The sequence below is a fragment of the Roseococcus microcysteis genome, assembly GCF_014764365.1.
Classification (GTDB): Bacteria; Pseudomonadota; Alphaproteobacteria; order Acetobacterales; family Acetobacteraceae; genus Roseococcus; species Roseococcus microcysteis.
In genome coordinates this window covers 3444239-3470866 of record NZ_CP061718.1, presented here as the reverse complement: position 1 = coordinate 3470866, position 26628 = coordinate 3444239, and the positions used below count along the sequence as shown (strand labels likewise).

25 protein-coding genes and 1 tRNA gene are annotated in these 26628 nt (G+C 69.7%); 4 read left to right on the top strand and 22 right to left on the bottom strand.

The features are described 5' to 3' along the window. Window positions 1-65: 65 nt before the first annotated feature. Window positions 66-1124, bottom strand: coding sequence for a malate/lactate/ureidoglycolate dehydrogenase (locus ICW72_RS16705; protein ID WP_191083743.1), 1059 nt, complete (start codon window positions 1122-1124; stop codon window positions 66-68). Beyond that, a complete protein-coding gene (locus tag ICW72_RS16700) occupies window positions 1124-2092 on the bottom strand; it encodes an aldo/keto reductase (RefSeq protein ID WP_191083742.1) in 969 nt (322 codons plus the stop codon). The genes ICW72_RS16705 and ICW72_RS16700 overlap by 1 nt, the downstream gene beginning before the upstream one ends. Before the next feature lie 231 nt (window positions 2093-2323). On the opposite strand from ICW72_RS16700, the gene ICW72_RS16695 reads away from it, so the two are divergent. Beyond that, complete coding sequence (locus ICW72_RS16695; protein WP_191083741.1) at window positions 2324-2659, top strand: hypothetical protein; 336 nt, start codon at window positions 2324-2326, stop codon at window positions 2657-2659. Between the two features lie 36 nt (window positions 2660-2695). Here ICW72_RS16695 and ICW72_RS16690 read toward each other — a convergent pair. Continuing rightward, window positions 2696-2771, bottom strand: a tRNA-Lys gene (locus ICW72_RS16690). A 16-nt stretch (window positions 2772-2787) separates the two neighbouring features. Continuing rightward, complete coding sequence (locus ICW72_RS16685) at window positions 2788-3783, bottom strand: lysine-2,3-aminomutase-like protein (protein WP_191083740.1); 996 nt, start codon at window positions 3781-3783, stop codon at window positions 2788-2790. Window positions 3784-3821: 38 nt separating this feature from the next. On the opposite strand from ICW72_RS16685, the gene epmA reads away from it, so the two are divergent. Further along, window positions 3822-4841 (top strand): EF-P lysine aminoacylase EpmA, encoded by a 1020-nt coding sequence (epmA, locus tag ICW72_RS16680; RefSeq protein ID WP_191083739.1) that lies wholly within the window; start codon window positions 3822-3824, stop codon window positions 4839-4841. On the opposite strand, the gene ICW72_RS16675 is transcribed toward epmA, so the two are convergent. From ICW72_RS16675 to pstS, 18 genes are all read right to left on the bottom strand, one after another. Then, window positions 4838-5836, bottom strand: coding sequence for a sensor domain-containing diguanylate cyclase (locus ICW72_RS16675; RefSeq protein WP_191083738.1), 999 nt, complete (start codon window positions 5834-5836; stop codon window positions 4838-4840). The genes epmA and ICW72_RS16675 overlap by 4 nt on opposite strands. A gap of 149 nt (window positions 5837-5985) precedes the next feature. Beyond that, the gene (locus ICW72_RS16670; RefSeq protein ID WP_191083737.1) at window positions 5986-6963 is read right to left on the bottom strand and encodes a Bug family tripartite tricarboxylate transporter substrate binding protein; all 978 of its coding nucleotides are present in this window, start codon (window positions 6961-6963) and stop codon (window positions 5986-5988) included. Window positions 6964-6967: 4 nt separating this feature from the next. Further along, window positions 6968-7759, bottom strand: coding sequence for an alpha/beta fold hydrolase (locus ICW72_RS16665; RefSeq protein WP_191083736.1), 792 nt, complete (start codon window positions 7757-7759; stop codon window positions 6968-6970). Continuing rightward, window positions 7759-8724, bottom strand: coding sequence for an N-carbamoyl-D-amino-acid hydrolase (locus ICW72_RS16660; protein WP_191083735.1), 966 nt, complete (start codon window positions 8722-8724; stop codon window positions 7759-7761). The genes ICW72_RS16665 and ICW72_RS16660 overlap by 1 nt, the downstream gene beginning before the upstream one ends. A gap of 120 nt (window positions 8725-8844) precedes the next feature. Further along, entirely contained in the window at window positions 8845-9546 is a 702-nt protein-coding gene (locus ICW72_RS16655; protein WP_191083734.1) for an ABC transporter ATP-binding protein, read from the bottom strand. Beyond that, entirely contained in the window at window positions 9546-10301 is a 756-nt protein-coding gene (locus tag ICW72_RS16650; RefSeq protein WP_191083733.1) for an ABC transporter ATP-binding protein, read from the bottom strand. Before ICW72_RS16650 ends, ICW72_RS16655 begins: the two co-directional genes overlap by 1 nt. Then, entirely contained in the window at window positions 10298-10528 is a 231-nt protein-coding gene (locus tag ICW72_RS21415) for a hypothetical protein (protein WP_456300164.1), read from the bottom strand. The genes ICW72_RS16650 and ICW72_RS21415 overlap by 4 nt, the downstream gene beginning before the upstream one ends. Beyond that, entirely contained in the window at window positions 10495-12135 is a 1641-nt protein-coding gene (locus ICW72_RS16645) for an ABC transporter permease (RefSeq protein ID WP_456300163.1), read from the bottom strand. Before ICW72_RS16645 ends, ICW72_RS21415 begins: the two co-directional genes overlap by 34 nt. 7 nt (window positions 12136-12142) lie before the next feature. Next, complete coding sequence (locus tag ICW72_RS16640; protein WP_191083732.1) at window positions 12143-13357, bottom strand: ABC transporter substrate-binding protein; 1215 nt, start codon at window positions 13355-13357, stop codon at window positions 12143-12145. Window positions 13358-13439: 82 nt separating this feature from the next. After that, window positions 13440-14585, bottom strand: coding sequence for an acyl-CoA dehydrogenase family protein (locus ICW72_RS16635; RefSeq protein WP_191083731.1), 1146 nt, complete (start codon window positions 14583-14585; stop codon window positions 13440-13442). 4 nt (window positions 14586-14589) lie between these two features. Next, the gene (locus ICW72_RS16630; protein ID WP_191083730.1) at window positions 14590-15792 is read right to left on the bottom strand and encodes an acyl-CoA dehydrogenase family protein; all 1203 of its coding nucleotides are present in this window, start codon (window positions 15790-15792) and stop codon (window positions 14590-14592) included. Window positions 15793-15803: 11 nt separating this feature from the next. Then, the gene (locus ICW72_RS16625) at window positions 15804-17888 is read right to left on the bottom strand and encodes a 3-hydroxyacyl-CoA dehydrogenase NAD-binding domain-containing protein (protein ID WP_191083729.1); all 2085 of its coding nucleotides are present in this window, start codon (window positions 17886-17888) and stop codon (window positions 15804-15806) included. A 91-nt stretch (window positions 17889-17979) separates the two neighbouring features. Then, window positions 17980-18696 (bottom strand): phosphate regulon transcriptional regulator PhoB, encoded by a 717-nt coding sequence (gene phoB, locus ICW72_RS16620; RefSeq protein WP_191083728.1) that lies wholly within the window; start codon window positions 18694-18696, stop codon window positions 17980-17982. A gap of 14 nt (window positions 18697-18710) precedes the next feature. After that, window positions 18711-19436 carry a phosphate signaling complex protein PhoU gene (gene phoU / locus ICW72_RS16615; protein ID WP_191083727.1) on the bottom strand — a complete coding sequence of 242 codons (726 nt, stop codon included), beginning with the start codon at window positions 19434-19436 and terminating at the stop codon, window positions 18711-18713. 11 nt (window positions 19437-19447) lie between these two features. Continuing rightward, window positions 19448-20248: a phosphate ABC transporter ATP-binding protein PstB gene (gene pstB / locus ICW72_RS16610; RefSeq protein ID WP_191086302.1), complete on the bottom strand. Its 801-nt coding sequence runs from the start codon at window positions 20246-20248 to the stop codon at window positions 19448-19450. A gap of 58 nt (window positions 20249-20306) precedes the next feature. Further along, complete coding sequence (gene pstA / locus ICW72_RS16605; RefSeq protein WP_191083726.1) at window positions 20307-21209, bottom strand: phosphate ABC transporter permease PstA; 903 nt, start codon at window positions 21207-21209, stop codon at window positions 20307-20309. Window positions 21210-21219: 10 nt separating this feature from the next. Beyond that, a complete protein-coding gene (gene pstC / locus ICW72_RS16600; protein WP_223880642.1) occupies window positions 21220-22191 on the bottom strand; it encodes a phosphate ABC transporter permease subunit PstC in 972 nt (323 codons plus the stop codon). Window positions 22192-22262: 71 nt separating this feature from the next. Next, window positions 22263-23330: a phosphate ABC transporter substrate-binding protein PstS gene (gene pstS, locus ICW72_RS16595; RefSeq protein WP_191083725.1), complete on the bottom strand. Its 1068-nt coding sequence runs from the start codon at window positions 23328-23330 to the stop codon at window positions 22263-22265. Window positions 23331-23570: 240 nt separating this feature from the next. Between pstS and ICW72_RS16590 the strand changes: the two genes are divergently transcribed. Both ICW72_RS16590 and ICW72_RS16585 read left to right on the top strand, forming a co-directional pair. Next, window positions 23571-24305, top strand: coding sequence for a sulfite exporter TauE/SafE family protein (locus ICW72_RS16590; RefSeq protein WP_191083724.1), 735 nt, complete (start codon window positions 23571-23573; stop codon window positions 24303-24305). Between the two features lie 46 nt (window positions 24306-24351). Then, the gene (locus tag ICW72_RS16585; protein ID WP_191083723.1) at window positions 24352-26625 is read left to right on the top strand and encodes an NADP-dependent malic enzyme; all 2274 of its coding nucleotides are present in this window, start codon (window positions 24352-24354) and stop codon (window positions 26623-26625) included. Window positions 26626-26628: the final 3 nt, after the last annotated feature.

Genomic DNA, 26628 nt, shown 5'->3' with positions numbered 1-26628 from the left:
GATCAGACGACCTTGCCGAGCGGCTGATTCACGCCTTCGGTGAAGCCACCGAAGGCGATCAGACGCTAGGCGAGGATCGCCGCCCGGATCTCCGCCTCCGGCAAGCCCAGCCGCGTGGCCGTGGCCGAAAGGTCGCCCCAGGTCACGTCATCCAGCGGGATGCCCTGCGCCACACGCTCCGCCCGCGCGCGCCTTTCCGGCTCGCCGGGGAGGATGACGCGGCCCGGCGCGCTGGCCATGACGTGGTCGCTGATGGCGTCCACCTCGGCGGCGAAGGCCGGGCTTTCCGCCAGCCGCGCGGGGTCCAGCAGGATGCCCAGCATGCCGTTCACGATGCCGCGGTCATTGGGCGTGGCGGGCTGGTTGGTGCCGCCGCCCGTCAGCGCCCCGCCCAGGATTTCGCAGACCAGCGCCAAGCCATAGCCCTTGTGCCCGCCGAAGGGCTGCAGCGCGCCGCGCGGGCCTTGGCCGTAGATCACGGCGGGGTCGGTGCTGGCCTCGCCCTCATGCGTCACCAGCGCGCCGGCGGGCACCTGCTTGCCGGCGTTGAAGGCCACCTTCACCTTGCCGACGGCGATGGCGCTGGTGGCGAAATCCAACAGGATGGGGTGCGGGGATTTGGGAATGCCGATGCAGATGGGGTTGGTGCCCATCCGCCCATCCGCGCCGCCGAAGGGCGCCACGAAGGGCACGCCACTGACGGCATTCACGAAGAAGATCCCGATCAGCCCCTCGGCCACCGCCATCTCGGCATAGGCGCCGATGCGGCCGAGGTGGTGGGTGTTCCGCAGCCCGAAGCCCGCCAGCCCGTGCTCCCGCGCGGCCGCGATGCCCGCCGCCGTCGCCTGGCGGCCGACCACCTGGCCGAAGCCCATCCCGCCATCCCACAGCGACAACGCGCCCATGCCGCCCACCTGTTGCGCGCTGGCGTTGGGGGTGATGAGGCCCTTCTCCACATTCGCCACATAGCGCGGCACGAGCTGCATGCCGTGGCTGTCATGGCCCTGGAGGTTAGCCTCCACCAAATCGGCCGCCACTTGGCGCGCCACCGCCGCCTCGGCGCCGACGCGGCCCAGCATGGCGGCGACGAGGGCGATCAGCCCCTCGGAAGACAGACGGGGCATCACAGGGTCTCCAGCATGGCAAGGGCTTCGGGCGGCAGCGGGCCGCGCGTCAGGGCGGCGACGGCGTGGTCCATTTCCTCCACGCTGCCGCTGCCGACGAGGATGGTGCTGATCTCGCGCGGCATGGCGGCGAAGCGCAGCGCCAGCTCCACAAGATCCGCCGCGAAACCCGCCGCCACCAGCGGGCGGAAGCGCTGCGCGGCGGCCACATCCGCCGCGTAGTCCGCGCCCGAGGCGATGGGTGCCGGCGCCGGCACGCCCATGGGCCCGCGCGCCTCGGTGCCGCTCAGCGCGCCGCCGGCCAGCACGCGGATGGCCATGACGCCCACGCCCAGCGCCGCCGCGCCGGCGATGACGCCGCCGAGATCGGGCATGTCGGAGCCGGCCTTAAGGGGCGCCACACCGCTCGGGTTCAGCAGATTGTAGGGCATCTGGGCGGTGGCGAAGCCGCCTTCCTCCAGCACATGCAGCAGGGCCGGCGCATCGCCCAGGCCCGTGATGCCGTAATGGCCGATCTTACCCTGGGCCTGCAGGCGCCGCAGCGCCGGCACGGCCTGCTCCAGGATGGCGTCGGCGGTGAAAGCCGGTGCCGTGCCCGCAGCGGTGATGGGGTTGTGCAGCTGGAAGATGTCCACCCGCTCCCGCCCCAGCCGCGCGAGGCTCGCCTCCAGCGAGGCCGCGATGGTGCCGGCCACGTCGCCGCGCTGCTCGGGGAAGATGCGGACCTTGGTGCCGATGACGGGGTTGGCGGCCAGCCCCCGCAGCGCGCGGCCGAGATTCCGCTCGGAGGCACCGTCGCCATAGGCGCTGGCGGTGTCGAAATAGGTGATGCCCTGGTCGAGCGCGCGGCCGATGGCGCGATCCTGCTCGGCCGCGCTGCCCTTCACCATCAGGCCGCCGATGGCGCCGCAGCCATAGCCGATGACCGAAACCTCAAGCCCTGTGTGTCCGAGTTGCCGCCGTTCCATCTCGCCCCCCTTGATGGGGCGGCATGCTGCGTCAGGCGCCGACGCATCACAATCCGCGCGCGGCGGGCGCGCGCCTGTCCTGACGCGATCCATGGCGGAGAGAGGATGACCTTCGCCGGCCCTGTTCGCGGTGGTGCATGTCGTCACATCACAGCTTGCACCACCATCGGGTAACCAATCGCGCCGCCGCCCGTTGGGTTTTCTCATAGGGAGATCGTCACCTTCCCGCCCTTGGAGGAAGCCATGAAAATCCTGTTTTCCGCGACCGTGGCGGCCTTTGCCCTCTCCGTCGTGCCGGCCCAGGCGCAAGATCTGAACCAGATGCTTCGGCAATTGGCGCCACAGGTCTTCGAGCCGCAGCAGCAGGAGCCGCAGCGCTACCCTGGCCGTGTCGAGCGCCGCGATGACCGCGACTTCCACCGTGATCGTGGCCGGGCCGCCCGAGAGGAGGAGCGGCGCCTCCGCGAGGATCAGCGTCGTCTGGCCGAGCGGCAGGAACGTCTGGAAGAGCGTCAGCGTGAGCTGGAGAGGGAGCGCCGGCGGATCGAACGGGAACGCCGTCGCTGACCGGCTTTGGGCGCTTCACGGGCGTTGGGACGGGAATGGTGGGCGATGTAGGGCTCGAACCTACGACCCGCTGATTAAGAGTCAGCTGCTCTACCAACTGAGCTAATCGCCCGACCGTGGGGCGCCTTCTAACCGGATCGGCGCGGATGTCCAGCCCCAGGCTGCATGGCGGGCATACCGAGAGGGTATTTCCCGCCCCCCTCCGGCCATTCGCGCACATAGGCGGGCCAGGAAAGCCCCGTCACGCGCCCGCGAAGGCGGGCCAGCAGCGCCAGCCCCTCCGCCTCCGGCACATGGAAGCGCGCCGTCCCTGGCGCGGGATCGAGCTGGTGGAGGTAGTAGGGCTTCACCCGGTGCCGCAGCATCGCGCGGAACAGGGCTTCCAGCGCGGCCTCGCTGTCGTTCACGCCACGCAGCAGCACGCTCTGCCCCAGCAGAACCAGGCCCGCGCCGTGCAGGGCGCGCAGCGCCGCCCCGGCTTCGGCCGTGAACTCGGCCGCCGCATTGGCGTGGACGCAGAGGTAAAGCGGCGTCTCCAGCGTCAGCGCCGCCAGAAGCTCGGGCGTGACGCGCGAGGGCTCGGCCACCGGCACGCGGGAATGGATCCGCAGCAGTTCGACATGCGGAATGGCGGACAGCCGCGCCAGGATATGCGCGAGCCGACGCGGCGAGAGGATCAGCGGGTCGCCGCCGGTCAGGATCACCTCGCGCACCGCGGGGGTGGCCGCGAACCAGTCCAGCGCCGCCTCCAGCTCCGCCTCGGTCAGCAGGCCGCCATCGGGGCCCACCGCCTCGCGCCGGAAGCAGAAGCGGCAATAGACGGGGCAGGCCAGCAGGGGCTTCAGCAACGCCCGATCCGGGTAGCGGTGCACCACGCCCTTGATGGGGGTGAAGGGCGCATCCGCCGTCGGGTCGTCCAGCTCATGCGGGGCCGTGACCAGCTCCGCCGGGTCGGGCAGGTATTGCGCGGCGACATCGGCCGCGCCGCCCGCGATCAGCGCGGCCATGGCGGGGGTGACGGCCACGGAATAGCGCGTCTCGACGGGCGCGATCTCGGCCGCGCGGGCGGGGGTGACAAGGCCGGCCGCCGCCAGGTCGCGCGCGCTGCGAAGGGTCCGTTTCATGGTGTGCCGGGCTTTGCCCTGCTAAGCCGGCCGGCGCAATGCCCCACTGGTCCCCCGAGCGGCTCGCCGCCCGCCTGCCCTTCCTCGACACCCGCGCAAGGCTGACGGCCGAAACCCGCGCCTGGCTGACCGCCCGCGGCTATCGCGAGGTGGAAACCCCCTGCCTCGTCCCTGCCCCGGGCATGGAGGTGCATCTGCGCGGCTTCCGCACGGCGTTCGAGCCGCATCTGGGCGCGGGGGCGGCGCAACCCCTCTGGCTGCGGACCTCGCCCGAACTGGCGCTGAAGCGGCTGCTGGTGGCCGGCGCCGGGCCGGTGTTCGAACTGGCCCGCGTCTGGCGCAATGGCGAGGTGGGCCGCACCCACGCCCCCGAATTCACCATGCTGGAATGGTATCGCCCCGGCCTGGCGCTGGATGGGCTGATGGACGAGGCCGAGGCCCTGGTCCGTGCCCTCTGCCCGCCCCGGGTCGCGCACAACGGGGTGGAGACGGACCTCACCCTGCCCTTCGAGCGCATCACCTGCGCCGAGGCCTTCACCCGTTGGGTGGGCCTGGACCTGCTCGCCAGCATCCGCCCCGATGGCAGCGGCGATGCGGCGGCGCTGGGGGCGAGGCCTGGTGAAAGCTGGGAGGACGCCTTCTTCCGCCTGCTGCTCGACCATGTGGAACCGCATCTGGGCCGCGCGCGCGGCAGCTTCCTGACCCATTGGCCCGCCCCCCAGGCCGCCCTCGCCCGGCGTGACCCGGCCGAGCCACGCGTGGCCTTGCGCTTCGAGATGTTCGTGGGTGGGGTGGAACTCGCCAACGCCTTCGACGAGTTGACCGACCCCACCGAACAACGCGCCCGCTTCACCCATGACGTGGCCGAGCGCGTGCGCCTGCACGGCGCCGACAACGCCTGGCCGGTGGATGAGGATTTCCTGGCCGCCCTCGACCACGGCATGCCCGCCGGCAGCGGCATCGCGCTGGGCTTCGATCGCCTCGCCATGCTGGCCAGCGGCGCGCGGCGCATCGAGGATGTGCTGTGGCTGGGCGGCTTCCCGACCGTGCCGGATTAACCCAGCGGCGCCTGTTCGGACACGCGCAGCACCGCCCGGTTCCGCCCGCCGCGCTTGGCTTCGTAGAGCAGCGCATCCGCCATGGCCAAGGCGGAAGCGGCGTCCTCGGGCGGGGCGTGGAAGGTGACGCCCCCGATCGAGGCCGTCACCGCCCAGCCCTGCGCGGCCATGCGCCGGGCGATGCCGGTGCGGACGCGCTCGGCCATGGGTTCCGCCTCGCCGGAGGCCAGCAGCAGCGCGAATTCATCGCCGCCCAGCCGCGCCGCCACATCGCCTGTGCCGCAGGCCAGCCGCAGCTCCTGCGCCACCTCGGTCAGGGCGAGGTCGCCCACCGCGTGGCCCTGGCTGTCATTCAGCCCCTTGAACCCATCCAGGTCGAGGCAGAGCACCGAGAAGCCCGCCCCTGGCCCGATGGCCCGCCCCAGCGCATCCATCAGGGCTGGGCGGTTGGCCAGCCCGGTCAGCGCATCGGTCAGGGCCAGGTTGTGGACCTGGCGCATCACGCGGCGCAGTTCCAGCGTGGTCACCACGGTGCGGGCCAGGCTCTGCATGGTCGCGACCATGTTGGCGTCGTGTTCGCGCACCACCTCGTCCAGCACGCACAGCGCGCCCAGCGCATAGCCCTCGCTGTTCACCAGCGGAATGCCGAGATAGGCGCGCAGATGCGGCGGCCCGGTCACATAGGGGTTGTCCGCGGCGCGCGGGTCGCGCGACATGTCGGAGACGATCATGGGCTGGTCGGGCGTCAGGATGGCATGGGCGCAGAAGGAGACGTCGCGCGGCGTCTCGCTCATGTCCACGCCCTTGCGCGCCAGCAGCACCTGCCGGTCGGAATCGATCAGCGTCACCAGCGCCATGGGCATGGAGGTCAGCCGCGCGGCCAGCTGCACCACATCGTCCAGCACCGAGTCGCAGGCCCCATCCAGCATGCCATAGGCGCGCAGCGCCGCCAGGCGTTGGGCTTCATGCGGTGGAATGGCAGCAGCAGGCATCATTATTCCCTGTGGGAGCAGGGGTTTCAGATAGCAGTCGCGCCGGGCCGGTTAAAGACCGAACCGGATGCATGCCTGCCTTGTGCACACCCATCGCGTGCAAACCGAAAATACAGAGCGGTCTTTGTAACCGGGCAACACTCCTGAATTCTTCAATCCAGCCGCGCGCCCGAAATCCGCACCACCTCCGCCCAGCGCGTGATTTCGGCCTGCTGGAAGCGCGCCAGTTCCTCCGGCGTCGAGGACTGCACGCCGAAGCCCGCCTCGCCCAGCCGCTGCGCCAGCTCGGGCGCGGCCAGGATGCGCACGATCTCGGCGTTCATCCGTGCCACGGCCGCGGGGGGCGAACCGGCGCGCAGGAAGATGGCCGTCCAGATGGAACTGACCAGCGAAGGGTGCCCCAGCTCCGCCGTGGTGGGCACATCCGGGATGGCGCTGCTGCGCGTGGGCGCCATGGTGGCCAGCGGCGTGACACGGCCGGCGCGGATCTGCCCCAGCACATCCGCGATGGAGGGGAACATCAGCGGCACGCGCCCCGCGATCACGTCCGCCACCGCCAGCGCCTGGCCGCGATAGGGCACATGCTCCATCGGGATGCCGAAGAGATGCCCGAACATCTCGCCCGCCAGATGCGTGGGCGAACCATTGCCGGAGGAGGCGAAGGAGCGCTTGCTCGCATCCGCCCGCAGCGCGGCCACCAGCCCCTCCAGGCTGCGCTGCGGCGACGCCGGCCATTCCGGCCCCACGCCGATGAACTGCGCGTAGTCCGCCACCATCGTCACCGGCGCGAAGTCCCGCACCGGGTCATAAGCGAGGCGCGAATAGAGCGAGACATTGGCCGCATGGGTGCCGGTGGTGGCGATGAAAAGCGTGTGCCCATCGGGTGCCGCGCGCGCCGCCTCGGTCGCGCCGATCACGCCGCCGGCGCCCGGCCGGTTCTCGATGACCACGGGCTGGCCCAACGCGCGGGCCAGGGGTTCCGCGATCAGCCGCGCCTGGGTGTCGCTGCTGCCGCCCGCCGGGAAGGGCACGATGAAGCGCACGGGCCGTTCCGGCGACCATTGGCCCTGCGCCAGGGCCGGCGCGGCAAGAAAGGGCGAGGCCAGGATCAGGCGGCGGCGCGTGGGCATGGGGTCACTCCTTGAGGAAGGGCAGGACGATCTCGCCGAAGCGGGCGGGCTCGGTGCGGGAGAGGGCATGGCCACCGCGCGGCTCGAAATGCGCGCGCGCGCCGGGCACCAGCGCGGCGAGTTCTTCCGAGAAGTAGCGGGGCGTCAGGATGTCATCATCGGTGCAGACCACCAGCATGGGCACATCCAGCCCCGGCAGTTCCGCGCGCGGGTCGAAGTCCAGGATGGCCTGCAACCGGCTGCCCTGCACCTCCGGCTCGCCCAGCGCGGCCGCGGCGGCCTGTTCGTCGGCGTCCAGGCGTTCGGCATTGGCGTTGATGAAATAGGGCGGGTGCAGCAGCAGGGTGGTGTAGCGCGCATAGGCGTCCATGCCCGCGCGGTCCATCAGCATGCGGCGCAGCCCCAGCAGCTTCCGGCGATAGGCGTCGCCATGGGTGGTGCTGGCATAGACCACCATGCGCCGGAACACGCCCGGCCGCCGCAGCGCCAGCGCCACGCCGATGGCGCCGCCGGTGGAGTGGCCGAGATAGAGCGGCCGCTCCACCCCCGCCGCGTCCAGCACGGCGGCAAGGTCGTCCGCCATCTGCCAGACCGAGGCCACCGGCACGCGCGAGGAATGGCCCGTGCCGCGCTGGTCGAACACCAGCAGGTGGAAATGCTTCCCCCATTCCTCGAATTGCGGCGTCCACCAGCCATGGGTGCCGCCCAGGCCCGAGGCCAGCACCAGGTCGGGCTTGGACGGGTCACCCCGCCGGTCCCACCAGAGGGTGGCGCCGTCGCGTTCCAGGCTGGGCATCAGCCCTGCCCCGGCTTCCACACCGCCGGCGCTTCGCTGCCCACCTGGGTGGTGATGCGCTGATAGGCCTCCGGCCGGCGATGGGCGGCGAAGTTGAAGATGGTCGTGCGGCCGAGGTTGCAGTCATCCAGGTCGCAATCGGCGGTGATGAGCTCATCGCCCCAGGAGGTGGCCTGGGCCATGATCTCGCCCTGCGGGTTCACGATGATGGAATGGCCGAACAGCTCATGCCCATCCTCGGTGCCACCCTTGGCGGTGGCCACGCCGAAGCAGGCATTCTGGTAGCAGCCCGAGCGGATGGAGAGGTGCGAATGCTCCACCCGCAGGTGGTGCGCCTCGAAGCCGCGATTGTCCATGTTCAGGCTGGGGGTGTTGTAGCCGAGCATCACGATCTCGACCTGCTGCAGCCCCATCTCGCGCCAGGCCTCGGGCCAGCGGCGGTCATTGCAGATCATCATGCCGATATTGGCCTCCTGCCCGCCCACCGGCGCGCGGATCACGGGGAAGCCAAGATCGCCCACCTCGAAATACCGCTTCTCCAGGTGCTGCACCTTGCGGATGGGGTCGAAGTCGCGGTGGCCGGGCAGATGGACCTTGCGGTACTTCAGCACCACCTCGCCCGAGGGGTGCACATAGATCGCGGTGTTGAAGCGGCGCCCGTCCGGCGTCTTCTCGGCATAGCCCAGATGGAAGCCGATGCCGTATTTCCGCGCCGCCTCGAACAGCGGCGCCGTCTCGTTAGAGGGCATCGCGTGCTCATACCAGTGGTCGGCGCGGCTGATGTCCTCCTCATACCAGCGGGGGAAGAAGGTGGTCAGCGCCAGTTCGGGGAAGACCACCACCTCCACGCCGCGCTTGTGCGCGCGCTCCATGAGGCGGACCATGCGGCCCACGGCCACGTCGCGGCCCTCGGCCTTCTGGATGGGTCCCAATTGCGCGGCGGCGAGGGTGACGAGACGGGGCATGGATTTCCCTTCCTTTGGGCGTGGTTGTGGCGCTGTGCGACGGGCGCGCCAAGCGGGGCCGGAGGGCGAAACCTGCCCCGCCGCGCCGCGCTTGCCCAGTCCGGCAGCAGGGATTGCCCGTCAGGCCACCAGGTATTGCTGCTTCACCGCCTCATCCGCCATCAGCGCCTCCAGCGTGCCCTCCCAGCGGATCTGGCCCTTCTCCAGCACGCAGGCGCGGTCGCTGACCAGGCGCGCGAAATGCAGGTTCTGCTCGGACAGCAGCACCGTCAGCCCCTCCCGCTTCAGCGCCAGGATGGCGTCCGCCATGCGCTCGATGATGACGGGGGCCAGGCCCTCGGAAGGTTCGTCCAGCAGGATCAGCCGCGGATTGCCCATCAGCGTGCGGCCGATGGTGAGCATCTGCTGCTCGCCCCCGCTCATCCGCCCGCCCGGCCGCGCGCGCATGGCGCCGAGGCTCGGGAAGAGGGCGAAGACACGCTCCTCCGTCCAGGCCTGCTGCCCCGGGCGAGGCGGGCGGCGGCCGACATCGAGGTTCTCCATCACCGTCAGCTCGGTGAAGATGCGCCGCTCCTCCGGCACATAGCCGATGCCGGCGCGGGCGATCTCGAAGGGCTCGCGCCCCGCCAGGTCCCGGCCCTCGAAGCGCACCTGGCCTTGGCTGGGTCGCACCATTCCCATGATGGACTTCATGGTGGTGCTCTTGCCCGCGCCGTTGCGGCCGAGCAGCGCCACCACCTCGCCCTGCCGCGCGGCGAGCGTGACGCCTTGCAGAATATGCGCGCGGCCGTAATGCGCGTGCAGGCCCTCCACCTCCAGCATCAGGCGATTCCGTGCGTGGCGCCGGTGCCGAGATAGACCTCGCGCACACGGGGGTCGGCGCGGACCTCGGCGGGTTCGCCCTCGGCGATGGGGCGGCCGCGGTCCAGCACCAGGATGCGGTCGGCATGCGCGAAGACGACTTCCATGTCGTGCTCCGTGAACAGCACCGCGATGCCGGAGTTGCGGGCGATGCTGGCCGTCAGTTCCATCAGCGCCACCCGCTCCGACGGCGCCATGCCGGCGGTGGGCTCATCCATCAGCAGCAGCGCGGGGTCATTGGCCAGCGCGATGGCGAGTTCCACGCGCTTGAGGTCCCCATAGGCCAGCACGCCGCAGGGGCGCTGGGCCTGGGCCGCCATGCCCACGCGGTCCAGCAGGGCCATGGCGCGGGTAGGGTCCTCGCGCGTGACGGGGTTCCAGATGTCGAAGAGGCGGTGCGCGTGCGACAGCAGCGCCATCTGCACATTTTCCAGCACCGACATGGAGGCGAAGGTGGCCGTGATCTGGAAGGTGCGCCCCACGCCCATCCGCCAGATGCGCCGCGGCGGCAGCCCCGCGATGTCCTGGCCCTTGAGCACGATGCGCCCGCGGTCCGGGCGAAGCTGCCCGTTCAGCATGTTGAAGCAGGTGGACTTGCCCGCCCCATTGGGGCCGATCAGCGCCAGCAATTCGCCCGCCCGCACCGCGAGCGACACGCCGGCCACCGCCTGCACGCCGCCGAAGGATTTGTGGATGTCCTCGACCAGCAGGGTCATTTCCGGCGCTCCGTCAGCCTTTGCGCCGCCCCCACCAACCCCTGCGGGAAGAACAGCACCAGCGCCACGATGACGCTGCCCAGGAACAGCCGCCACAATTCGAAGCTGCGCATCAGCTGCTCATGGATCCAGGTATAGGCCAGCGCGCCGACAATGGGCCCGCTCACGGTCTGCACCCCGCCCAGCAGCACCATCAGCAGCGCGTCCACGCTGCGCGGAATGGCCATGTAGGTGGGGAAGACGCTGCCCTTGGCATAGGCGAAGAGCCCCCCGCGATGCCCGCCGCAATGGCGGCCAGGATGAAGGCGACCCAGCGGATGCGGAACCCGTCCATGCCGATGGCCTCGGCCCGCAGCGGGCTGTCGCGCCCGGCGCGCAGCGCATAGCCGAAGGGCGCGAAGATGGCCCGGCGCAGCAGCAGCGTGACCCCCACGCAGAGCACCAGCGCCATGTAGTAATAGACCAGCTTCGGCTGCGCCCAGGCGCTGGGCCAGACGCCCAATATGCCATTGTCGCCCCCCGTCACCTCCACCCACTGGAAGGCCGTGGACCAGGCGATCTGCGCGAAGGCGAGCGTCAGCATGGCGGCATAGACGCCCGAGAGCCGCACACAGAACCAGCCGAACACCACGCCCGCGAAGCCCGCCATCAGCGGCGCGGCAAACAGGCCGAGTTCCATGGGGGCCGCGAAATGCTTGGCCAGCAGCGCCGCCCCATAGGCGCCCAGGCCGAAATAGGCGGCGTGGCCGAAGCTCGCCATGCCGCCGGGCCCCATGATGAAGTGCAGGCTCGCGGCGAAGAGCACCATGATGGCGATCTCGGTGAAGACGATCAGCGCGAACTCGCCCATGAAGGGCGGCACCAGTACGGCCAGCGCCAGCGCCGCGAAGCCCAGATAGCGGACCAGCGGCGTCGCCGGCGGGTAGGGTGGCTCCACCACATGCGCGGCATGCGCGCTGGCGGGCGGGCGGCCCAGCAGCCCGTGCGGTCGCACCACCAGCACCACGGCCATGACCAGGAAGGCCAGCACCAGCGTGATCTTCGGGAAGATCAGGATGCCGAAGGCCTGCAACTGCCCCAGCAGCAGCGCGGCCAGGAAGGCGCCCGGCAGGGACCCCAGCCCGCCGATGACGACCACCACGAAGGCCTCGGCGATGATGGCCAGGTCCATCTGCAAATTCACGCTCTCGCGCGGCAATTGCAGCGCGCCGCCCAGCCCCGCCAGCACCGAGCCCAGGAAGAACACGGTCGTGAACAGCATGCGCTGGTTGACGCCGAGCGCCCCCACCATCTCGCGGTCCGCCGTGGCCGCGCGCACCGTGGTGCCCCAGCGCGTGCGGTGGAACAGCAGCCAGAGCAGCCCCAGCACCAAGGGCCCCACGCCGATGAGGAACAGCTCATAGAGGGGAAAGCGCACGCCCAGGATCTCGACCGCCCCGCGCAGCCCGGGCGCGCGCGGGCCCAGCAGATCCTGCGGCCCCCAGATCATCAGCGCCACATCCTGCACGATCAGCACCACGCCGAAGGTGCCCAGAAGCTGGAAGAGTTCGGGCGCCTTGTAGATGCGGCGCAGCAGCAGCACCTCGATGAGCACGCCGATGACGCCCACGATCAGCGCCGCCACCAGCACCCCACCCCAGAAGCCGAGGTGCCCGCGCGGCAGCGCCGTCACCAGCGTCCAGGAGAGGTAGGCGCCCATCATGTAGAGGCTGCCATGCGCGAAGTTCACGATGCGCGTGACGCCGAAGATGACCGTCAGCCCCGAGGCCACCAGGAACAGCGAGGAGGCCGATGCAAGGCCGGACAGGCCCTGCACCAACAGGTTCTCGAACAAGGGCGGACTAGCCCTGCGGGCGCAGGCTGCGCACCACCTCATCCGTGGGCAGGTAGTTGCGCCCATCGGCATAGCGCCAATCCACCATCACCCCGCGGCCGCGGCGCAGCGCCGTGCGGCCGATATAGGCGCCCAGCGTGGATTGATGGTCGATGGCGCGGAACTCCACCTCCGCCTCGCCGAAGGCGGTGGGGAAGGTCAGGCCGCGCATGGCGTTGATCATGGCGTCGGTCTCGGTGCCGCCAGACTTCCGCAGCATGCCGACGATGGCCGAGACGGTGTCATAGGCCACCACCGAACCCAGGCGCGGATGGGTGTTGAAGCGCCGGCGGTAATTCTCGCGGAAGCGGGTGTGGCCTTCCGTGTTCAGCTCCTCCCACGGGTAGCCGGTCACGATCCAGCCCTCCGGCGCCTCATCGCCCAGCGGGTCGAGGTATTCGGGCTCGCCCGTCAGCAGGGAGACGACGCTGCGGCGCTCGAACAATCCGCGCGTGCTGCCCTGGCGCACGAAATTCGTCAGGTCCGCGCCGAAGGTGACGTTGAAGATGCCCTCGGGGTTCGCGCCCGCCAGCGCCTGCACCGTGGCGCCGGCGTCAATGCGGCCGAGTGCCGGGAACTGTTCCGCCACGAACTGCACATCGGGCTTGGCGCGCGTCAGCAATTCCTTGAACCAGCGCACGGCGGACTGGCCGTATTCGTAGTTCGGCGCCACGGTGGCCCAGCGCCGGGCGGGAAGCTTCGCCGCCTCCTCCACCAGCATGGCGCATTGCATGTAGGTCGAGGGGCGCAGGCGGAAGGTGAAGCGGTTGCCGCGCGCCCAGACCAGCGCATCCGTCAGCGGCTCGGACGCCACGTAGAGGCGGCGGTTCTGGTTGGCGAAGTCCGCCACCGCCAGCCCCACATTGGACAGGAACCCGCCCGAGAGCAGCGCCACGCGCTCATTGTTCACAAGCTCGCCCGCATGGCGCACGGCGTCCTCGGGCCGCCCGCCATCGTCGCGGAACACGGTCTCGATGCGGCGGCCATTGATGCCGCCGGCCGCGTTCACCTCGTCCTGCGCCATCATCCAGGCGTTGCGGTAGGGGGTGAGGAAGGCCGGCTGCGCGGAATAGGAATTGATCTCGCCGATGCGGATCGGCCCTTCCTGGGCATGCACCGCGGGGGCGGCCAGGGTGGCGGCGGCGCCCAGCAGAGCGGCGCGGCGTGGCAGGGCGATGGTCATGGCGGGCCTCCGGGGCTGAGGCGCGCAGCAAAGCAAGAGCCCCGCCGCACCGCAACAGGAAATGCGGTGCGGCGGTAAGGTGTTACGCCGCCTGCACCAACCCGCCCAGATCGGAGAGCGAGCGCAGGTGGAAGTCGGTGTCACCGAAGGTGGCTTCGTTCACCGTCAGCCGCTTGAAGTAGTGGCCGGCGGCGTATTCCATCGTCATGGCGATGCCGCCATGGAGCTGGATGGCCTCCTGCCCCACCAGGCGCTGTGACCGGCCGATCTGCGCCTTCACCGCGTGCATGTTGCGCCGACGTTCGGCCGCATCGGAGTCGCGGGCGGCCATGGTGGCGAAATAGGCCATGGAGCGCGACTGCTCGATGGCGACCAGCATGTCGGCCGCCTTGTGCTGCAAGGCCTGGAAGCTGCCGATGGGCTTTCCGAATTGCTGGCGCGTCTTCATGTAGTCGAGCGTCATGGCATGGACCACGTCCATGGCGCCGATGGCCTCGGCGGCGAGCGCCGCGATTGCCTCGTCCACCACCTTGTCCACGAGCGCGAGCCCGTCTTCCGGCGTGCCCAGCGCGTGCTCGGCGCGGGCATTGCTGAACTCCACCTCGGCGGCGCGGCTCCCATCCACCTGGCGGAAGCCGCGCACCGAGACGCCCTCGGCCTTGGCGGGCACCAGGAAGACGCCGATGCCGCCCTTGTCACGACGGTTGCCGGAGATGCGCGCCGTCACGATGAAGTGGTCGGCCGTGTCGCCATGCAGCACCATGCCCTTGCGGCCGGTGATGACCCAGGCGGCGCCATCCTTCTTCGCGGTGGTGGCGACATCGTGCAGGTCATAGCGCGACTGGCGTTCCTGCTGGGCGAAGGCCAGCAGCACGCCGCCGCCGGCCACACCCGCCACCATGTCGGCACGCAGATCCGCCGCCGCGCCATGGCGCAGGAAGCCGCCGCCCAGCACGACGGTGCTGAGCCAGGGCTCCAGCGTGATGTGGCGGCCCATCTGCTCCGCCACGATCATCACCTCCTCGCCGCCGCCGCCGAAGCCGCCATCTTCCTCGTCGAAGGGCAGGCCGAGCAGGCCGAGATCGGCGTATTGCGCCCAGAGCTCGCGGCTCCAGCCCGTCTCGCTGGCCATGTAGGCCTTGCGCTGCTCGAAGCCATACTTGTCCGAGAGCAGCTTGCGGACGCTGTCCTGCAGCATCCCCTGGGATTCGTTCAGGTCGAAGTCCATGTTCTCACAATCCCAGGAAAGCTTTGGCCATGATGTTCCGCTGGATCTCGTTGGACCCACCGTAGATGCTCTGCTTGCGCCAGTTGAAGTAGACGCCGGCCAGGCCGAAGGCCCAGTCGGGCGCCACGTCCCACTCATTCGTGCCCTCGGCGTCGGGGTCGCCATCCACCCAGGCATAGGGGCCGGCGGCCTTCATCAGCAGTTCCGAGACGCCCTGCTGGATCTCGGTGCCCTTGATCTTGAGCACGGAGGTCGCGGGGTCGGGCTTGCCGGTGCCGGCGCGCTTCGTCTCATTGGCGATGACGCGCATGACGGTCATCTCCAGCGCCTTCAGCTCGATTTCCATCTCGGTCATCTGGCGGCGGAATTCAGGGTCCTCGATGAGGGGGCGGTCCCCGTCCATCGTCTCCCGCGCGATGACCTTGAGGCGGCGGATGCGCTCGCGGCTGGCGCCCACTCGGGCCTGGCCGAAGCGCTCATTGCCCAGCAGGAACTTGGCGCAATCCCAGCCCTTGTTCTCCTGGCCGACCAGGTGATCCAGCGGCACCTTCACATCGTCGAAGAAGACCTCGTTCACCTCATGCCCGCCCTCGATCGTGATGATCGGGCGGACCGTGATGCCCGGCGTCTTCATGTCGACGAGGAAGAAGGAAATCCCCTCCTGCTTCTTCGCGGCCGGATCGGTGCGGGCGAGGACGAAGATCCAGTCCGCGTGCTGCGCCAACGTGGTCCAGGTCTTCTGGCCGTTGATGACCCAATGGTCGCCATCGCGCACCGCGCGCGTCTTGAGGCCCGCCAGGTCCGAACCGGCGCCAGGTTCGGAGAAGCCCTGGCACCACCAGTCGTCCAGGTTCAGCATGCGCGGCAGGAAGCGGGCCTTCTGCTCCGGCGTGCCGAACTCGATGATGACCGGCCCGCACATGTTGATGTTGAAGCCGAGCGGCGAGGGCGCCGGCCACATCTGCAGCTCCTCGCGGAAGATGTACTTCTGGGCGGGCGTCCAGCCCGGCCCGCCATGCTCCTTGGGCCATTCGGGGGCGGCCCAGCCGCGCTTGTTCAGCTTGCGCTGCCACTCCACCACCATCTCCTTGGTGGGGGATTTGCCGGCGATCATGTGCTGACGCGTCGCTTCCGGGCATTCGGCGGCGAGGAAGTCGCGCACCTCCTGCCGGAAGGCGCGCTCCTCATCGGTGAAGCGGAGTTCCATGGGTTTCTCTCCTAAGCCGCCCGCTTCGCGCCCATCGTGGCGAAGCTGCCGCCCTCGGCGGCGAGCTTCTCGATGAGGGCGGCGGGCTTGAGGTTGGGGTCGTTGGTCGCCTCGGCATACTGGGCCAGCCGGTCGCGCACGGCCTTGAGGCCCATGCGGTCCGCCCAGAACATGGGGCCGCCGCGCCAGGCCGGCCAGCCGAAGCCGTTGCAGAAAATCACGTCGATATCCACGGCGCGGGAGGCGATGCCTTCCTCCAGGATGCGCGCGCCCTCATTCACCATCGGCAGCAGCATGCGCTCGAGGATTTCGGCGTCCTCGATCTTGCGGCGCTTGACCTGATGCTGCTCGCTCATCTCGACGATGATGCGCTCCACCTCCGGGTCCGGCAGGCGGGTGCGCTTCTCGTCGTACATATACCAGCCCTTGCCGGTCTTCTGGCCATAGCGTCCGGCGGCCACCAGCGCATCGGCGATGGGCGCCTTGGTGCCGCGCGCCTTGCGGACCGCGGCGCCGATGTCGAGGCCCGCGAGGTCCCCGGTGGCGCAGGGGCCCATCGCCATGCCGTAGGTCTCCATGGCGCGGTCAATGTCGGCGGGCAACGCGCCTTCCAGCAGCAGGCGTTCCAGCTGGAAGCCGCGCTTGCCGGTCATGCGGTTGCCCACGAAGCCGTCGCAATTGCCGACGACCACGTTCACCTTGCCGATGCGCTTGCCCACATCCATGGCGGTGGCAATCGCCTCGAAGGACGATGCCTTCCCGCGCACGATCTCCAGCAGCTTCATCACATTGGCGGGGGAGAAGAAATGCATCCCCACCACGAGCTCCGGCCGCTTGGTGGCCGAGGCGATGGCGTCGATGTCGAGCGTGGAGGTGTTGGAGGCCAGCACCACCCCCGGGCGCGCAATGGCGTCGAGTTTCGCGAAGATCTCCTTCTTCACGTTGATGTCCTCGAACACCGCCTCGATGACGAGGTCGGCCTCGGCCACCACGCCCATGTCGGTGCTGCCGGTCAGCAGGGCGCGGCGCTTGGCGTAGTCGGCCTCGGAGAGACGGCCGGACTTCACCGTGCGCTCCCAGTTGGCCTCGCATTTCTTGAGGCCGCGGTCCAGCGCCTCCGCGGTCTGCTCCACCATGGTCACGGGGATGCCGAAATTCGCGAAGCTCATCGCGATGCCGCCGCCCATGGTGCCGCCACCGATCACGACGGCGCGCTTGACGGGCAGCGGGTGCACGTCGGCCGGCATGTCGGGCACGCGCGCCGCCTCCCGCTCGCCGAAGAAGATGTGACGCAGCGCGAAGCTCTGCTCGCCCGCCACCAGCTTCTGGAAGATTTCGCGCTCGGTGTTCAGCCCGTCCTCGAAGCTGCCGGTCAGGGCCGCCCGCACAGCCTGGGCGCAGCCCTTCGGACTTTCCTGCCCGCGCGTGCGCTTCAGCAGGGAGGCCGCCAGCGCATCAAAGGCGGCGAGGTCCGCGCCCTTGATCTTGTCGTCGCGCTTGCGGGCCAGGGTGAAGCTTCGGCCGGAATTCTGCCGCGCCCATTCCACCGCGGCCGCCTCCAGCGGGCCTTCCAGCACGGCGTCAATGAAGCCCAGCTTCTGCGCCTCGGCGGCCGAGACCGGGTCTCCGCCCACGATGATCTTGAGCGCCGCCTCGCCGCCGATCAGCCGCGGCAGGCGCTGGGTGCCGCCGGCGCCCGGCACGAAGCCGCGCTTCACCTCGGGCAGCCCCACCATGGCCGAGGGCGAGGCCACCCGCGCATGGCACACCAGCGCCAGTTCCAGCCCGCCGCCCAGGGCGCTGCCATGGATGGCGGCGATGACCGGCACCTTGCTGGTTTCGATGGCGTCAAAGACCTCAGGCAGGCTGGGCGGCTGGCGGGGCTTGTTGAACTCCGTCATCTCGGCGCCGGCCGAGAACATCCGCCCCTCGCCCATCAGGATGATGGCGCGCGCGCCTTCGCGCAGCGCCGCCGCGATCCCCTCATGCAGCCCGGCGCGGACCCCGGTCCGCAGCGTGTTCACCGGGGGGTTGGCGATCCTGAGGATATGGATGTCGCCGTCGCGCGCATGCTCCACAAACCGCTCTTCGGCCATGGCGTCTTCCCCGTCTTGCTTCGTTTTCATGCCCAAGTGTCGAACCGGGGCCGCGGGGTGTCAACGGGGCCGAAGGGTGTTCCGGGGCGCTTCAGCCCTCCGCGTCGAGGGCGTAGCCGGCCGAACGGACGGTGCGGATCAGGTCCGTGTCGCTGTCGCCGTTGATGGCCTTGCGGAGGCGTCGGATATGGACGTCCACCGTGCGCAACTCCACATGGATATCCCGCCCCCAGACCGCGTCCAGCAGCTGTTCCCGCGTGAACACACGGCGTGGGTGGGACATGAAGAATTCCAGCAGCCGGTATTCCGTGGGGCCGAGGTGCAGCGCCCGCCCGGCCCGCGTCACGCGGTGGGCGTCCTGGTCCATGACCAGGTCCTGGTAGCTCAGGCTGCCCTTGGCCGCGACGGTGGAGGAGCGCCGCAGCAGCGCGCGGATGCGCGCCATCAGCGCCTCCACGGCGAAGGGCTTGGCGATGTAGTCATCGGCGCCGGTGTCCAGGGCGCGCACCGCGTCCTGGTCCTCGGTGCGGGCCGTCACCATGATCACGGGCAGGTCGCGCGTGGCGGGGCGGCGGCGGATCTGCCGGCAGACCTCGATGCCCGACATGGCGGGCAGCATCCAGTCCAGCAGCACCAGGTCGGGCTTGGCCTCGGCGATGCGGAGCAGGGCCTCCTGCCCGTCCGTCGCCTCATCCACATGGAAGCCCTGGCGCTCCAGATTGTAGCGCAGCAGGGCCAGCAGGGGCGCCTCGTCCTCCACCACCAGGATGGAGGGCTTGCCGCCATTCGCGCCGAGAGCTTCGGCCATGGACATGTCCTTCGTTACTCGCCCGGCGGGCGGACGACGGCGGAGGCCGAGACATCCGCCTTCGGCCGCTCCTCCGTCAGCATCTTGCCCAGCACGGCGAAATGCACGCGCTCGGCGATGTTGGTCGCGTGGTCGCCGATGCGCTCCATGTTCTTCGCGATGAAGAGCAGGTGCGTGGCGGCGGTGATGTTGCGTGGATCCTCCATCATGAAGGTCAGCATCTCGCGGAAGATGCCGTTGTAGATGCCGTCAATCGGCGCATCCGCGGCCCAGACCGCATCGGCCTTGGCGGCGTCGCCCTCGACCAGCGCGTCAATGGCGTCCTTCAGGTTTTCCTGCACCATCTCCGCCATGCGGGCGAAGCCGTTGAAGGAACCGAGGCTCGGCTGCTGCGACACCACGATGGCGCGCTTGGCGCCATTGCGCGCGTAGTCACCGATGCGCTCCAGGTCCTGGCTGATCTTCATGCAGGCGATGATGAGGCGAAGGTCCTGCGCCATGGGCTGGCGGAGCGCCAGCAGGCGGACGCAGAAGGCCTCGACCTCGCGCTCCATCTCGTCGAGTGCCGCGTCGCGCTGCACCACATCGGCGGCGAGCTCGGTGTCGCGGCGCATCAGCGCCTGGGCGCTGTCGGCCACCTGGCGCTCCGCGAGGCCGCCCATGCGCGAGATCATCTCGAGCAGGCGCTTCAGGTCGTCGTCATAGGAACGGACGATGTGCTGGGGGGAGGTGTTGGGCATGTCCTGCGTCCTCAGCCGAACCGGCCGGTGATGTATTCCTGGGTCTTCTGTTCCTTCGGCGCGGTGAACATCTCCGCGGCCGGCGAGACCTCGATCAGCTCGCCCAGGTAGAAGAAGGCCACTTGGTCGGCGCAGCGCGCCGCCTGCTGCATGTTGTGCGTCACGATGACGATGGTGAAATCCTGCTTCAGTTCGTCAATCAGCTCCTCGATCTTGAGCGTGCTGATGGGGTCGAGCGCCGAGGTCGGCTCGTCGAACAGGATCACCTCCGGCCGCACCGCGATGGTGCGCGCGATGCACAGCCGCTGCTGCTGCCCGCCCGAGAGGCCCATGGCGTTGGTGTTCAGCCGGTCCTTCACCTCGCCCCAGATGGCGGCGCGCGACAGCGCCCATTCCACCCGCTGGTCCATCTGCGACTTGGACAGCTTCTCGTGCAGGCGCACGCCGAAGGCGATGTTCTCGTAGATGGTCATGGGGAAGGGCGTGGGCTTCTGGAAGACCATGCCGATCCTGGAGCGCAGCTCGTTGATGTCCACGCCGGCATCAATCAGGTTGCGGCCGTCCATCATCACCTCGCCCGTCGCCTTCTGGCCGGGGTAGAGGCTGTACATCCGGTTCAGCACCCGCAGCAGCGTGGACTTGCCGCAGCCCGAGGGGCCGATCATGCCCGTCACCTGGCGGTCCGGGATGTCGAGGTTGATGCCCTTCAGCGCCTTGGGCAGGCCCTCCGCATAGACGAAGTCGAGGTTGCGGACGGAAATCCGCGCCACGCTGTTGAGCTTGGCGCTGGAGCGCGCCTGCAGCCCGCTCATGCTCGGGCCGGCGTCCGCGACGGGCTGGGTGTGGTCGTTCATGGCTGTGGCCTTCCGGTCAGGCGCGCTTGCGCAGCGCGACACGCGCGATGATGTTGATGAACAGCACGCCCAGTGTCACCAGCAGCGCGCCGGACCAGGCGATGTCGATCAGGTCGGGGAAGCCCGAATTGGCCTGCTGGTAGATGGACACCGGCAGGCTCGCCATGGCGCGGCTGAGGTCGGTGCTGAGGATGTTGTTGCCGAAGCTGGTCAGCAGCAGCGGCGCCGTCTCGCCCATGATGCGGGCGAAGGCCAGCAGGATGCCCGTCATGATGCCGGAGATGGCGGCGCGCCAGGCCACCAGCGTGATCATCTTCCACTTGGGCGCGCCCAGGGCCACCACCGCCTCGCGCAGCGTGTTGGGGATGAGCTGCAGCATGTCCTCCGTGGTGCGCACCACCACCGGGATCACGATGATGGCCAGCGCCAATGCGCCCGCGAAGCCCGAGAAGCCGCCCTGCGGCAGCACGACCAGCTGGTAGATGAACAACCCGATCAGCACGGAGGGTGCCGAAAGCAGGATGTCCGAGATGAAGCGTACCGCGTAGCCGAACTTGGACTTGCCCGCGTATTCCGAGAGATAGGTGCCGACCAGCAGCCCGATGGGCGTGCCGATGGCGGTGGCGATGCTGGTCTGGATCAGGCTGCCCACGATGGCATGGATCAGGCCGCCCTTGGGCAGGCTGTCATCGCCATAGCGGGTCGGCTGGAATTCCTGCGTCAAGACGATCAGGTCCAGCGCGACCAGGCCGCGCCACAGCAGCGTGCCCATGATCGAGAGCAGGAAGAACAGCCCCACCACCGTGGCGGTGAGGCAGAAATACATGACCAGCTTGTCCACGAGCTTGCGGCGGCGGCCCAGGCTGCGCTGCTGCTCGATGTTGCGCGAGGCCATGATGGTGGCGGTGGTGGTGCTCATCGGTCGGCCCTCACTTCAGCCGGGGACGCAGGAGGTAGCGCGAGAGCGCCAGCACGAGGAAGGAGATGACGAAGAGCAGGAAGCCGATGGCGAAGAGGGCCGATTGCTGCAGGCTGCCCGTCAGGCTCTCCGGGAACTCCATCGCGATGACCGAGGCGATGGTGGTGGTGCTGTCGAAGAGCGAGGTGGCGATGCGGTTCGCGTTGCCGATGACGAAGGTGACGGCCATGGTCTCGCCCAGCGCGCGGCCCAGACCCAGCATGATGCCGCCCACCACCGAGATGCGGGTGTAGGGGATGACGACGCCCGTCATCACCTCCCAGCGCGTCGCGCCCAGGCCATAGGCGCTTTCCTTGTAGACGGGCGGCACCTGGTCGAACACGTCGCGCATGGTGGCGGCGATGAAGGGCAGGATCATGATGGCCAGCACGATGGCGGCCGAGAACAGCGAGGTGCCGGCGAAATTGGTGCTCTGGAACAGGAAGCCCACCAGCGGAATGGCGGCCAGCTGCTCGCCGAAGGCGAACTGGATGTGCATCTGCACGAAGGGCACCACGACGAACAGGCCCCACATGCCATAGATGATGGAGGGCACGGCCGCCAGCAGCTCGATGGCGGTGCCGATGGGCCGCTTGAGCCAGGGGGGCGACAGCTCCGTGAGGAAGAAGGCGATGCCGAAGGCGACGGGCACCGCGAAGATGATGGCCAGCACCGAGGAGGTGATGGTGCCCAGGATGGCGACGCCGGCGCCGAACTCCTCCTGCCCCTCCACCGGGTCCCAGATCGTGCCCCAGATGAACTCGGCGCCGAAGCGCTCGAAAGCCGGCAGGCCGCCCAGGAAGAGGGTGACGATGATGGCGCCCAGCAGGATCAGCACGAAGCCACCCGCACCCACGCACATCCACTGGAATATCTTGTCGCCGAGTTCCCCCGGCTTGCGGCGGGCGCCGATGGGCGGTGCCTTGATGGTGCTGGCGGACACGGAACCTCGCGCGATGCGGTTCGGGAAGGGAGAGGGGGCCGGCCCCGTTCAGGACCGGCCCCCTCGTTGCATCAGCCGGCGGCGCCGGTCCAGATGGGACGGCCCTGCGGGTCCTTGATGGCCTGCGCCCAACGGCTGCGGATCAGGTCATGCGTCGCGGTGGTCAGCGGGATATACTCCAGCGCGGACGCCGCCTGGCTGCCGTTGCGGAAGGCCCAGTCGAAGAAGCGCATGGTGTTGCGGCTGCCCTCGACGCGGTCGGCCACCGGGTTGGTCGGCAGCATGATGTAGGTGCCCACCGTGATCGGCCACACATTCGGGCCGGACAGGTCGATCGTGTCCGGCGCCATGGTCGGCACGGTCCAGTCGGCGGCGGCGGCGGCGGCCACGAAGCTCTCATTCACCGGGCGGACGAAGTTGCCGGCCTTGTTGCGGATCTGCGTCGTGATCAGGCGGTTCACCACCGCATAGGCGTTCTCGACATAGCCGATGGCGCCCGGGGTGTTGCGGACGATGTTGGACACGCCCTCATTGCCGCGCGCGCCATTGCCGGCGGGCCAACGGACGGAGGTGCCGAAGCCCGGACCCGCGCGCCACTCCTCGCTGATGCGCGAGAGGTAGTTGGTCCAGGCCCAGGTCGTGCCCGAGCCATCGGCGCGGTAGCCGACGGAGACGGGGATGTTGGGGATGCGCAGTTCGCGGTTCAGCTCGACGATGCGCGGATCGTTCCAGCGGTTCAGGCGGCCGAAGAAGATCTCGGTGATGATCTCCGGCGTCAGGCGCAGCGCGTGGTTCTGCACGCCGGGCAGGTTCACCGTCAGCACCACCGAGCCCATCACGGTCGGGAACTGGAACAGGTTGCGCTCGGCCATCTGGGCCTCGGTGAGCGGCGCGTCGGTCGCGCCGAAATCCACCGTGCGCGCCGCGATCTGGTTGATGCCGCCGCCCGAACCGATGGACTGGTAGTTCAGCGAGATGCCGGCACCTTCACGGGCCGCGGCCGACCACCGGTCATAAAGCGGGCGGGGAAAGGTCGCGCCGGCGCCGGTGATGGTGGCCTGCTGGGCGAAGGAGGGGCGGATGATCGCGGGGATCGCGAGGGTGCTGGCGCCGAGCGCGAGCAGGGAACGGCGGTTCATAGGCGTCTCCATCAGGAACTTGCGGTCAGGCTGCCTGAGGGCCGCCCGTCTCGCGCCCTGCCTTAGGGGGGTGTGCGACCTCGGCATTTCACTTTTGTGAAGCTTCGATGACACAGACCTTTTCGCAACCTATCCGTGCAACCGGTGCAAGCCCTGGCACAAGCTGAAAATTTTCGCCCCACGCCGCGCCGGGTTTGATCCCGCACAAGGCAGCCATGCGCCGGGAAGGGCACAAGCGCCATGATGTTCGCCGACTGCCTGCATGACCTGACCGCCCTCGGCCCCGCCGGCATTCCGGCGCTGATGGGCGCGCTGTTCCTCGCCGGGCTGGCTGGGGGGCTGACGCACTGCACCACCATGTGCGGGCCCTTCGTCCTGGCCCAATCCGCCGCCACGGCCGATTCGACGCTGGCGGGCGGGGTGCTGCGCCGCCTCTCGGGCGCGGCCCTGCTGCCTTATCACCTGGGGCGGGCCATCGGTTACACCACGCTCGGCCTGCTGGCCGGAGGCCTGGGCGGGCTGCTGGCCCAGGCCAGCGGGCTGCGCTGGCTGGCGGCGGGGCTGCTGGCGCTCGCCGCGCTGCTGATGCTGGCCCAGGCCTCGTCCACGCTCGCCGCCCTGCTGCCCCGCCTGCCCGCGCCCCGCCTGCCCGTGGCGCTTGAACGGCGCATGGGCGCACTGCTGGCCGCCCCCACCGGATGGCGCGGGGTGCGGCTGGGGCTGCTGCTTTCCGCCCTGCCCTGCGGGCTGCTCTATGCGGCGCTTGCCGGTGCGGCGGCCTCGGGCAGCGCCTTGGCCGGGGGGCTGGCCATGCTGGCCTTCGTGGCCGGCACCGCGCCGGCGCTGATGGCCGTGGCCTTCCTGGGGCGCCTGGCGCGCCACGCCTTCGGGCCGGGGCTGCGCCTGGCCAGCCTGGCGCTGTTCGGCCTGAACGCCGTGGTGCTGTCGGTCCTGGCCATCAGGCTGGTTGCCTGACGCGCGCGCTTGCCGAATAACAGGCGTGTCACGAAGGATGCACGCCATGGACGATGATTTCCGCCGCGCCGCGCTTGACTATCACCGCTTCCCGCGGCCGGGGAAACTCACCGTCGAGCCGACCAAGCGCATGGCCAGCCAGCGCGACCTCGCCTTGGCCTATTCCCCCGGCGTCGCCGCCGCCTGCGAGGAGATCGCGGCCAACCCCGACGCCGCCTGGGAGTACACCGCCCGCGGCAACATGGTCGCCGTCATCACCAATGGCACCGCCGTGCTGGGGCTGGGCGCCATCGGCGCGCTGGCCTCCAAGCCCGTGATGGAGGGCAAGGCGGTGCTGTTCAAGCGTTTCGCCGGCATCGATTCCATTGATATCGAGGTCGAGGCGCGGGAGGTGGACCGCTTCGTGGAGACGGTGGCCGCCCTGGAGCCCAGCTTCGGCGCCATCAACCTGGAAGACATCAAGGCCCCGGAATGCTTCGAGATCGAGGCGCAGCTCCGCGCCCGCATGAACATCCCGGTCTTCCACGATGACCAGCACGGCACCGCCATCATCGTCGCCGCCGCCATCCGCAACGGGTTGCTCATCCAGGGCAAGACGCTGGACCAGGTGAAGCTGGTGAACACCGGCGGGGGGGCGGCGGCCATCGCCTGCCTCGACCTGCTCGTCACCATGGGCCTGAAGCGCGAGAACGTGACGGTCTGCGACATCGAGGGCGTGGTCTATGAGGGCCGCCCCGGCCTCGACGCCAGCAAGGCCCGCTACGCCCAGCCCACCGATGCCCGGAAGCTGGAGGAGGTGCTGGACGGCGCCGATGTGTTCCTGGGCCTCTCCGCGCCCCGCATCCTGAAGGCGGAATGGCTGTCGCGCCTGGCGCCCAAGCCGCTCGTGCTGGCGCTGGCCAATCCCGAGCCTGAGATCCTGCCCGAGGCGGTGCGCGCCGTCCGTCCCGACGCCATCGTGGCCACGGGCCGCACGGACTACCCGAACCAGGTCAACAACGTCCTCTGCTTCCCCTTCATCTTCCGGGGCGCGCTGGACGCCGGGGCGACCACGATCAACGAGGAGATGAAGGTGGCCGCCGTCGAGGCCATCGCCGCCCTGGCCCGCGTGGAGGCCAGCGAGGTGGTGGCCGCGGCCTATGGCGGCATCGCGCCCGTCTTCGGCCCGGACTACATCATCCCCAAGCCTTTCGACCCGCGGCTGATCCTGGAGGTGGCGCCCGCCGTGGCCAAGGCCGCCATGGACAGCGGCGTGGCCCGCCGCCCCATCGCGGACCTCGCGGCCTACCGGCAGGACCTCACGCGCTTCGTCTTCCGCTCGGGCAACCTCATGCGGCCGGTGCAGGAACTCGCCCGCCGCCGCCCCGCCCGCGTCGTCTTCGCCGAGGGCGAGGATGAGCGCACGCTGCGCGCCGTGCAGACCGTCCTGGACGAAGGCACGGCCGAGCCCATCCTGATCGGCCGGCGCGAGGTGGTGGCCGCGCGCGTCGCCGCACTCGGCCTGCGCATGGCCCTGGGCGAGAGCGTGCGCGTGCTGCACCCGGAGGAGGACCCGGCCTTCTTCGCCCCCCTCGTCACCCTCTACCAGTCCAAGGTGGGGCGCCGCGGCATCACGCCCCCGGCCGCCGAGCGCCGCGTGGCCTCCCGCCCCGCCGTCGCCGCCTGCCTGCTGCTGGAGGCGGGCGAGGCCGATGCCGTCATCGCCGGCGGCCGGGGCGACTGGATGCGCGAGTGGGAGCATGTGCTGGCCGTCACCGGCAAGCGCGCCGATGTGAGCCGCGCCTATGCCATGTCGGCCGTGATCAGCCAGGGCGCCACGCTCTTCTTCGTGGACACCCACCTGATGCTGGAACCCACGGCCGAACAGCTCTGCGAAATGACGCTGCTGGCGGCCGAGCAGGTGCGGGAATTCGGCATCACGCCCAAGGTCGCGCTGCTGAGCCATTCCTCCTTCGGCGCCTCGGGGGCCGAGAGCGCACGGCGGATGCGCCGGGCCCTGGCCCTGATCCGCGCCGCGGCGCCCGATCTGGAGGTGGATGGCGAAATGCATGGCGATGCCGCCATCGTCCCCGCCATCCGCGCCCGCGCCGTGCCGGACCCCAAGCTGGAGGGCATGGCGAACCTGCTGGTCTTCCCGAACCTGGATGCCGCCAACATCGCCTTTAACCTGGTGAAGGCGGTCAGCGACGGGCTGCAGGTGGGGCCGATGCTGCTGGGCATGAACAAGCCCGTGCATGTGCTGGTGCCGAGTGTCACGGCGCGCGGCATCGCGAACCTCGCCGCCGTGGCCGGCAGCCAGGCGGCGCGCGCCCAAGGCTAGGGG

Bases quoted from the DNA above. Each gene is read 5' to 3' on its own strand.
- ICW72_RS16670 (WP_191083737.1), bottom strand. From the start codon at position 6,963: ATGCCCACGCGCCGCCGCCTGATCCTGGCCTCGCCCTTTCTTGCCGCG.
- ICW72_RS16625 (WP_191083729.1), bottom strand. From the start codon at position 17,888: ATGGCCGAAGAGCGGTTTGTGGAGCATGCGCGCGACGGCGACATCCAT.
- pstB (WP_191086302.1), bottom strand. From the start codon at position 20,248: ATGAGCGGGCTGCAGGCGCGCTCCAGCGCCAAGCTCAACAGCGTGGCG.
- ICW72_RS16630 (WP_191083730.1), bottom strand. From the start codon at position 15,792: ATGGAACTCCGCTTCACCGATGAGGAGCGCGCCTTCCGGCAGGAGGTG.
- ICW72_RS16655 (WP_191083734.1), bottom strand. From the start codon at position 9,546: ATGCTGGAGGTGGAGGGCCTGCACGCGCATTACGGCCGCGCGCATATT.
- ICW72_RS16650 (WP_191083733.1), bottom strand. From the start codon at position 10,301: ATGACCCTGCTGGTCGAGGACATCCACAAATCCTTCGGCGGCGTGCAG.
- ICW72_RS21415 (WP_456300164.1), bottom strand. From the start codon at position 10,528: ATGGCCATTCCGCGCAGCGTGGACGCGCTGCTGATGGTGCTGCTGGGC.
- ICW72_RS16635 (WP_191083731.1), bottom strand. From the start codon at position 14,585: ATGGACTTCGACCTGAACGAATCCCAGGGGATGCTGCAGGACAGCGTC.
- ICW72_RS16685 (WP_191083740.1), bottom strand. From the start codon at position 3,783: ATGAAACGGACCCTTCGCAGCGCGCGCGACCTGGCGGCGGCCGGCCTT.
- ICW72_RS16590 (WP_191083724.1), top strand. From the start codon at position 23,571: ATGATGTTCGCCGACTGCCTGCATGACCTGACCGCCCTCGGCCCCGCC.
- ICW72_RS16660 (WP_191083735.1), bottom strand. From the start codon at position 8,724: ATGCCCCGTCTCGTCACCCTCGCCGCCGCGCAATTGGGACCCATCCAG.
- ICW72_RS16665 (WP_191083736.1), bottom strand. From the start codon at position 7,759: ATGCCCAGCCTGGAACGCGACGGCGCCACCCTCTGGTGGGACCGGCGG.
- phoU (WP_191083727.1), bottom strand. From the start codon at position 19,436: ATGCCCAACACCTCCCCCCAGCACATCGTCCGTTCCTATGACGACGAC.
- pstS (WP_191083725.1), bottom strand. From the start codon at position 23,330: ATGAACCGCCGTTCCCTGCTCGCGCTCGGCGCCAGCACCCTCGCGATC.
- ICW72_RS16705 (WP_191083743.1), bottom strand. From the start codon at position 1,124: ATGCCCCGTCTGTCTTCCGAGGGGCTGATCGCCCTCGTCGCCGCCATG.
- ICW72_RS16700 (WP_191083742.1), bottom strand. From the start codon at position 2,092: ATGGAACGGCGGCAACTCGGACACACAGGGCTTGAGGTTTCGGTCATC.
- pstA (WP_191083726.1), bottom strand. From the start codon at position 21,209: ATGAGCACCACCACCGCCACCATCATGGCCTCGCGCAACATCGAGCAG.
- ICW72_RS16585 (WP_191083723.1), top strand. From the start codon at position 24,352: ATGGACGATGATTTCCGCCGCGCCGCGCTTGACTATCACCGCTTCCCG.
- epmA (WP_191083739.1), top strand. From the start codon at position 3,822: ATGCCCCACTGGTCCCCCGAGCGGCTCGCCGCCCGCCTGCCCTTCCTC.
- ICW72_RS16640 (WP_191083732.1), bottom strand. From the start codon at position 13,357: ATGACCATCGCCCTGCCACGCCGCGCCGCTCTGCTGGGCGCCGCCGCC.
- phoB (WP_191083728.1), bottom strand. From the start codon at position 18,696: ATGGCCGAAGCTCTCGGCGCGAATGGCGGCAAGCCCTCCATCCTGGTG.
- ICW72_RS16675 (WP_191083738.1), bottom strand. From the start codon at position 5,836: ATGATGCCTGCTGCTGCCATTCCACCGCATGAAGCCCAACGCCTGGCG.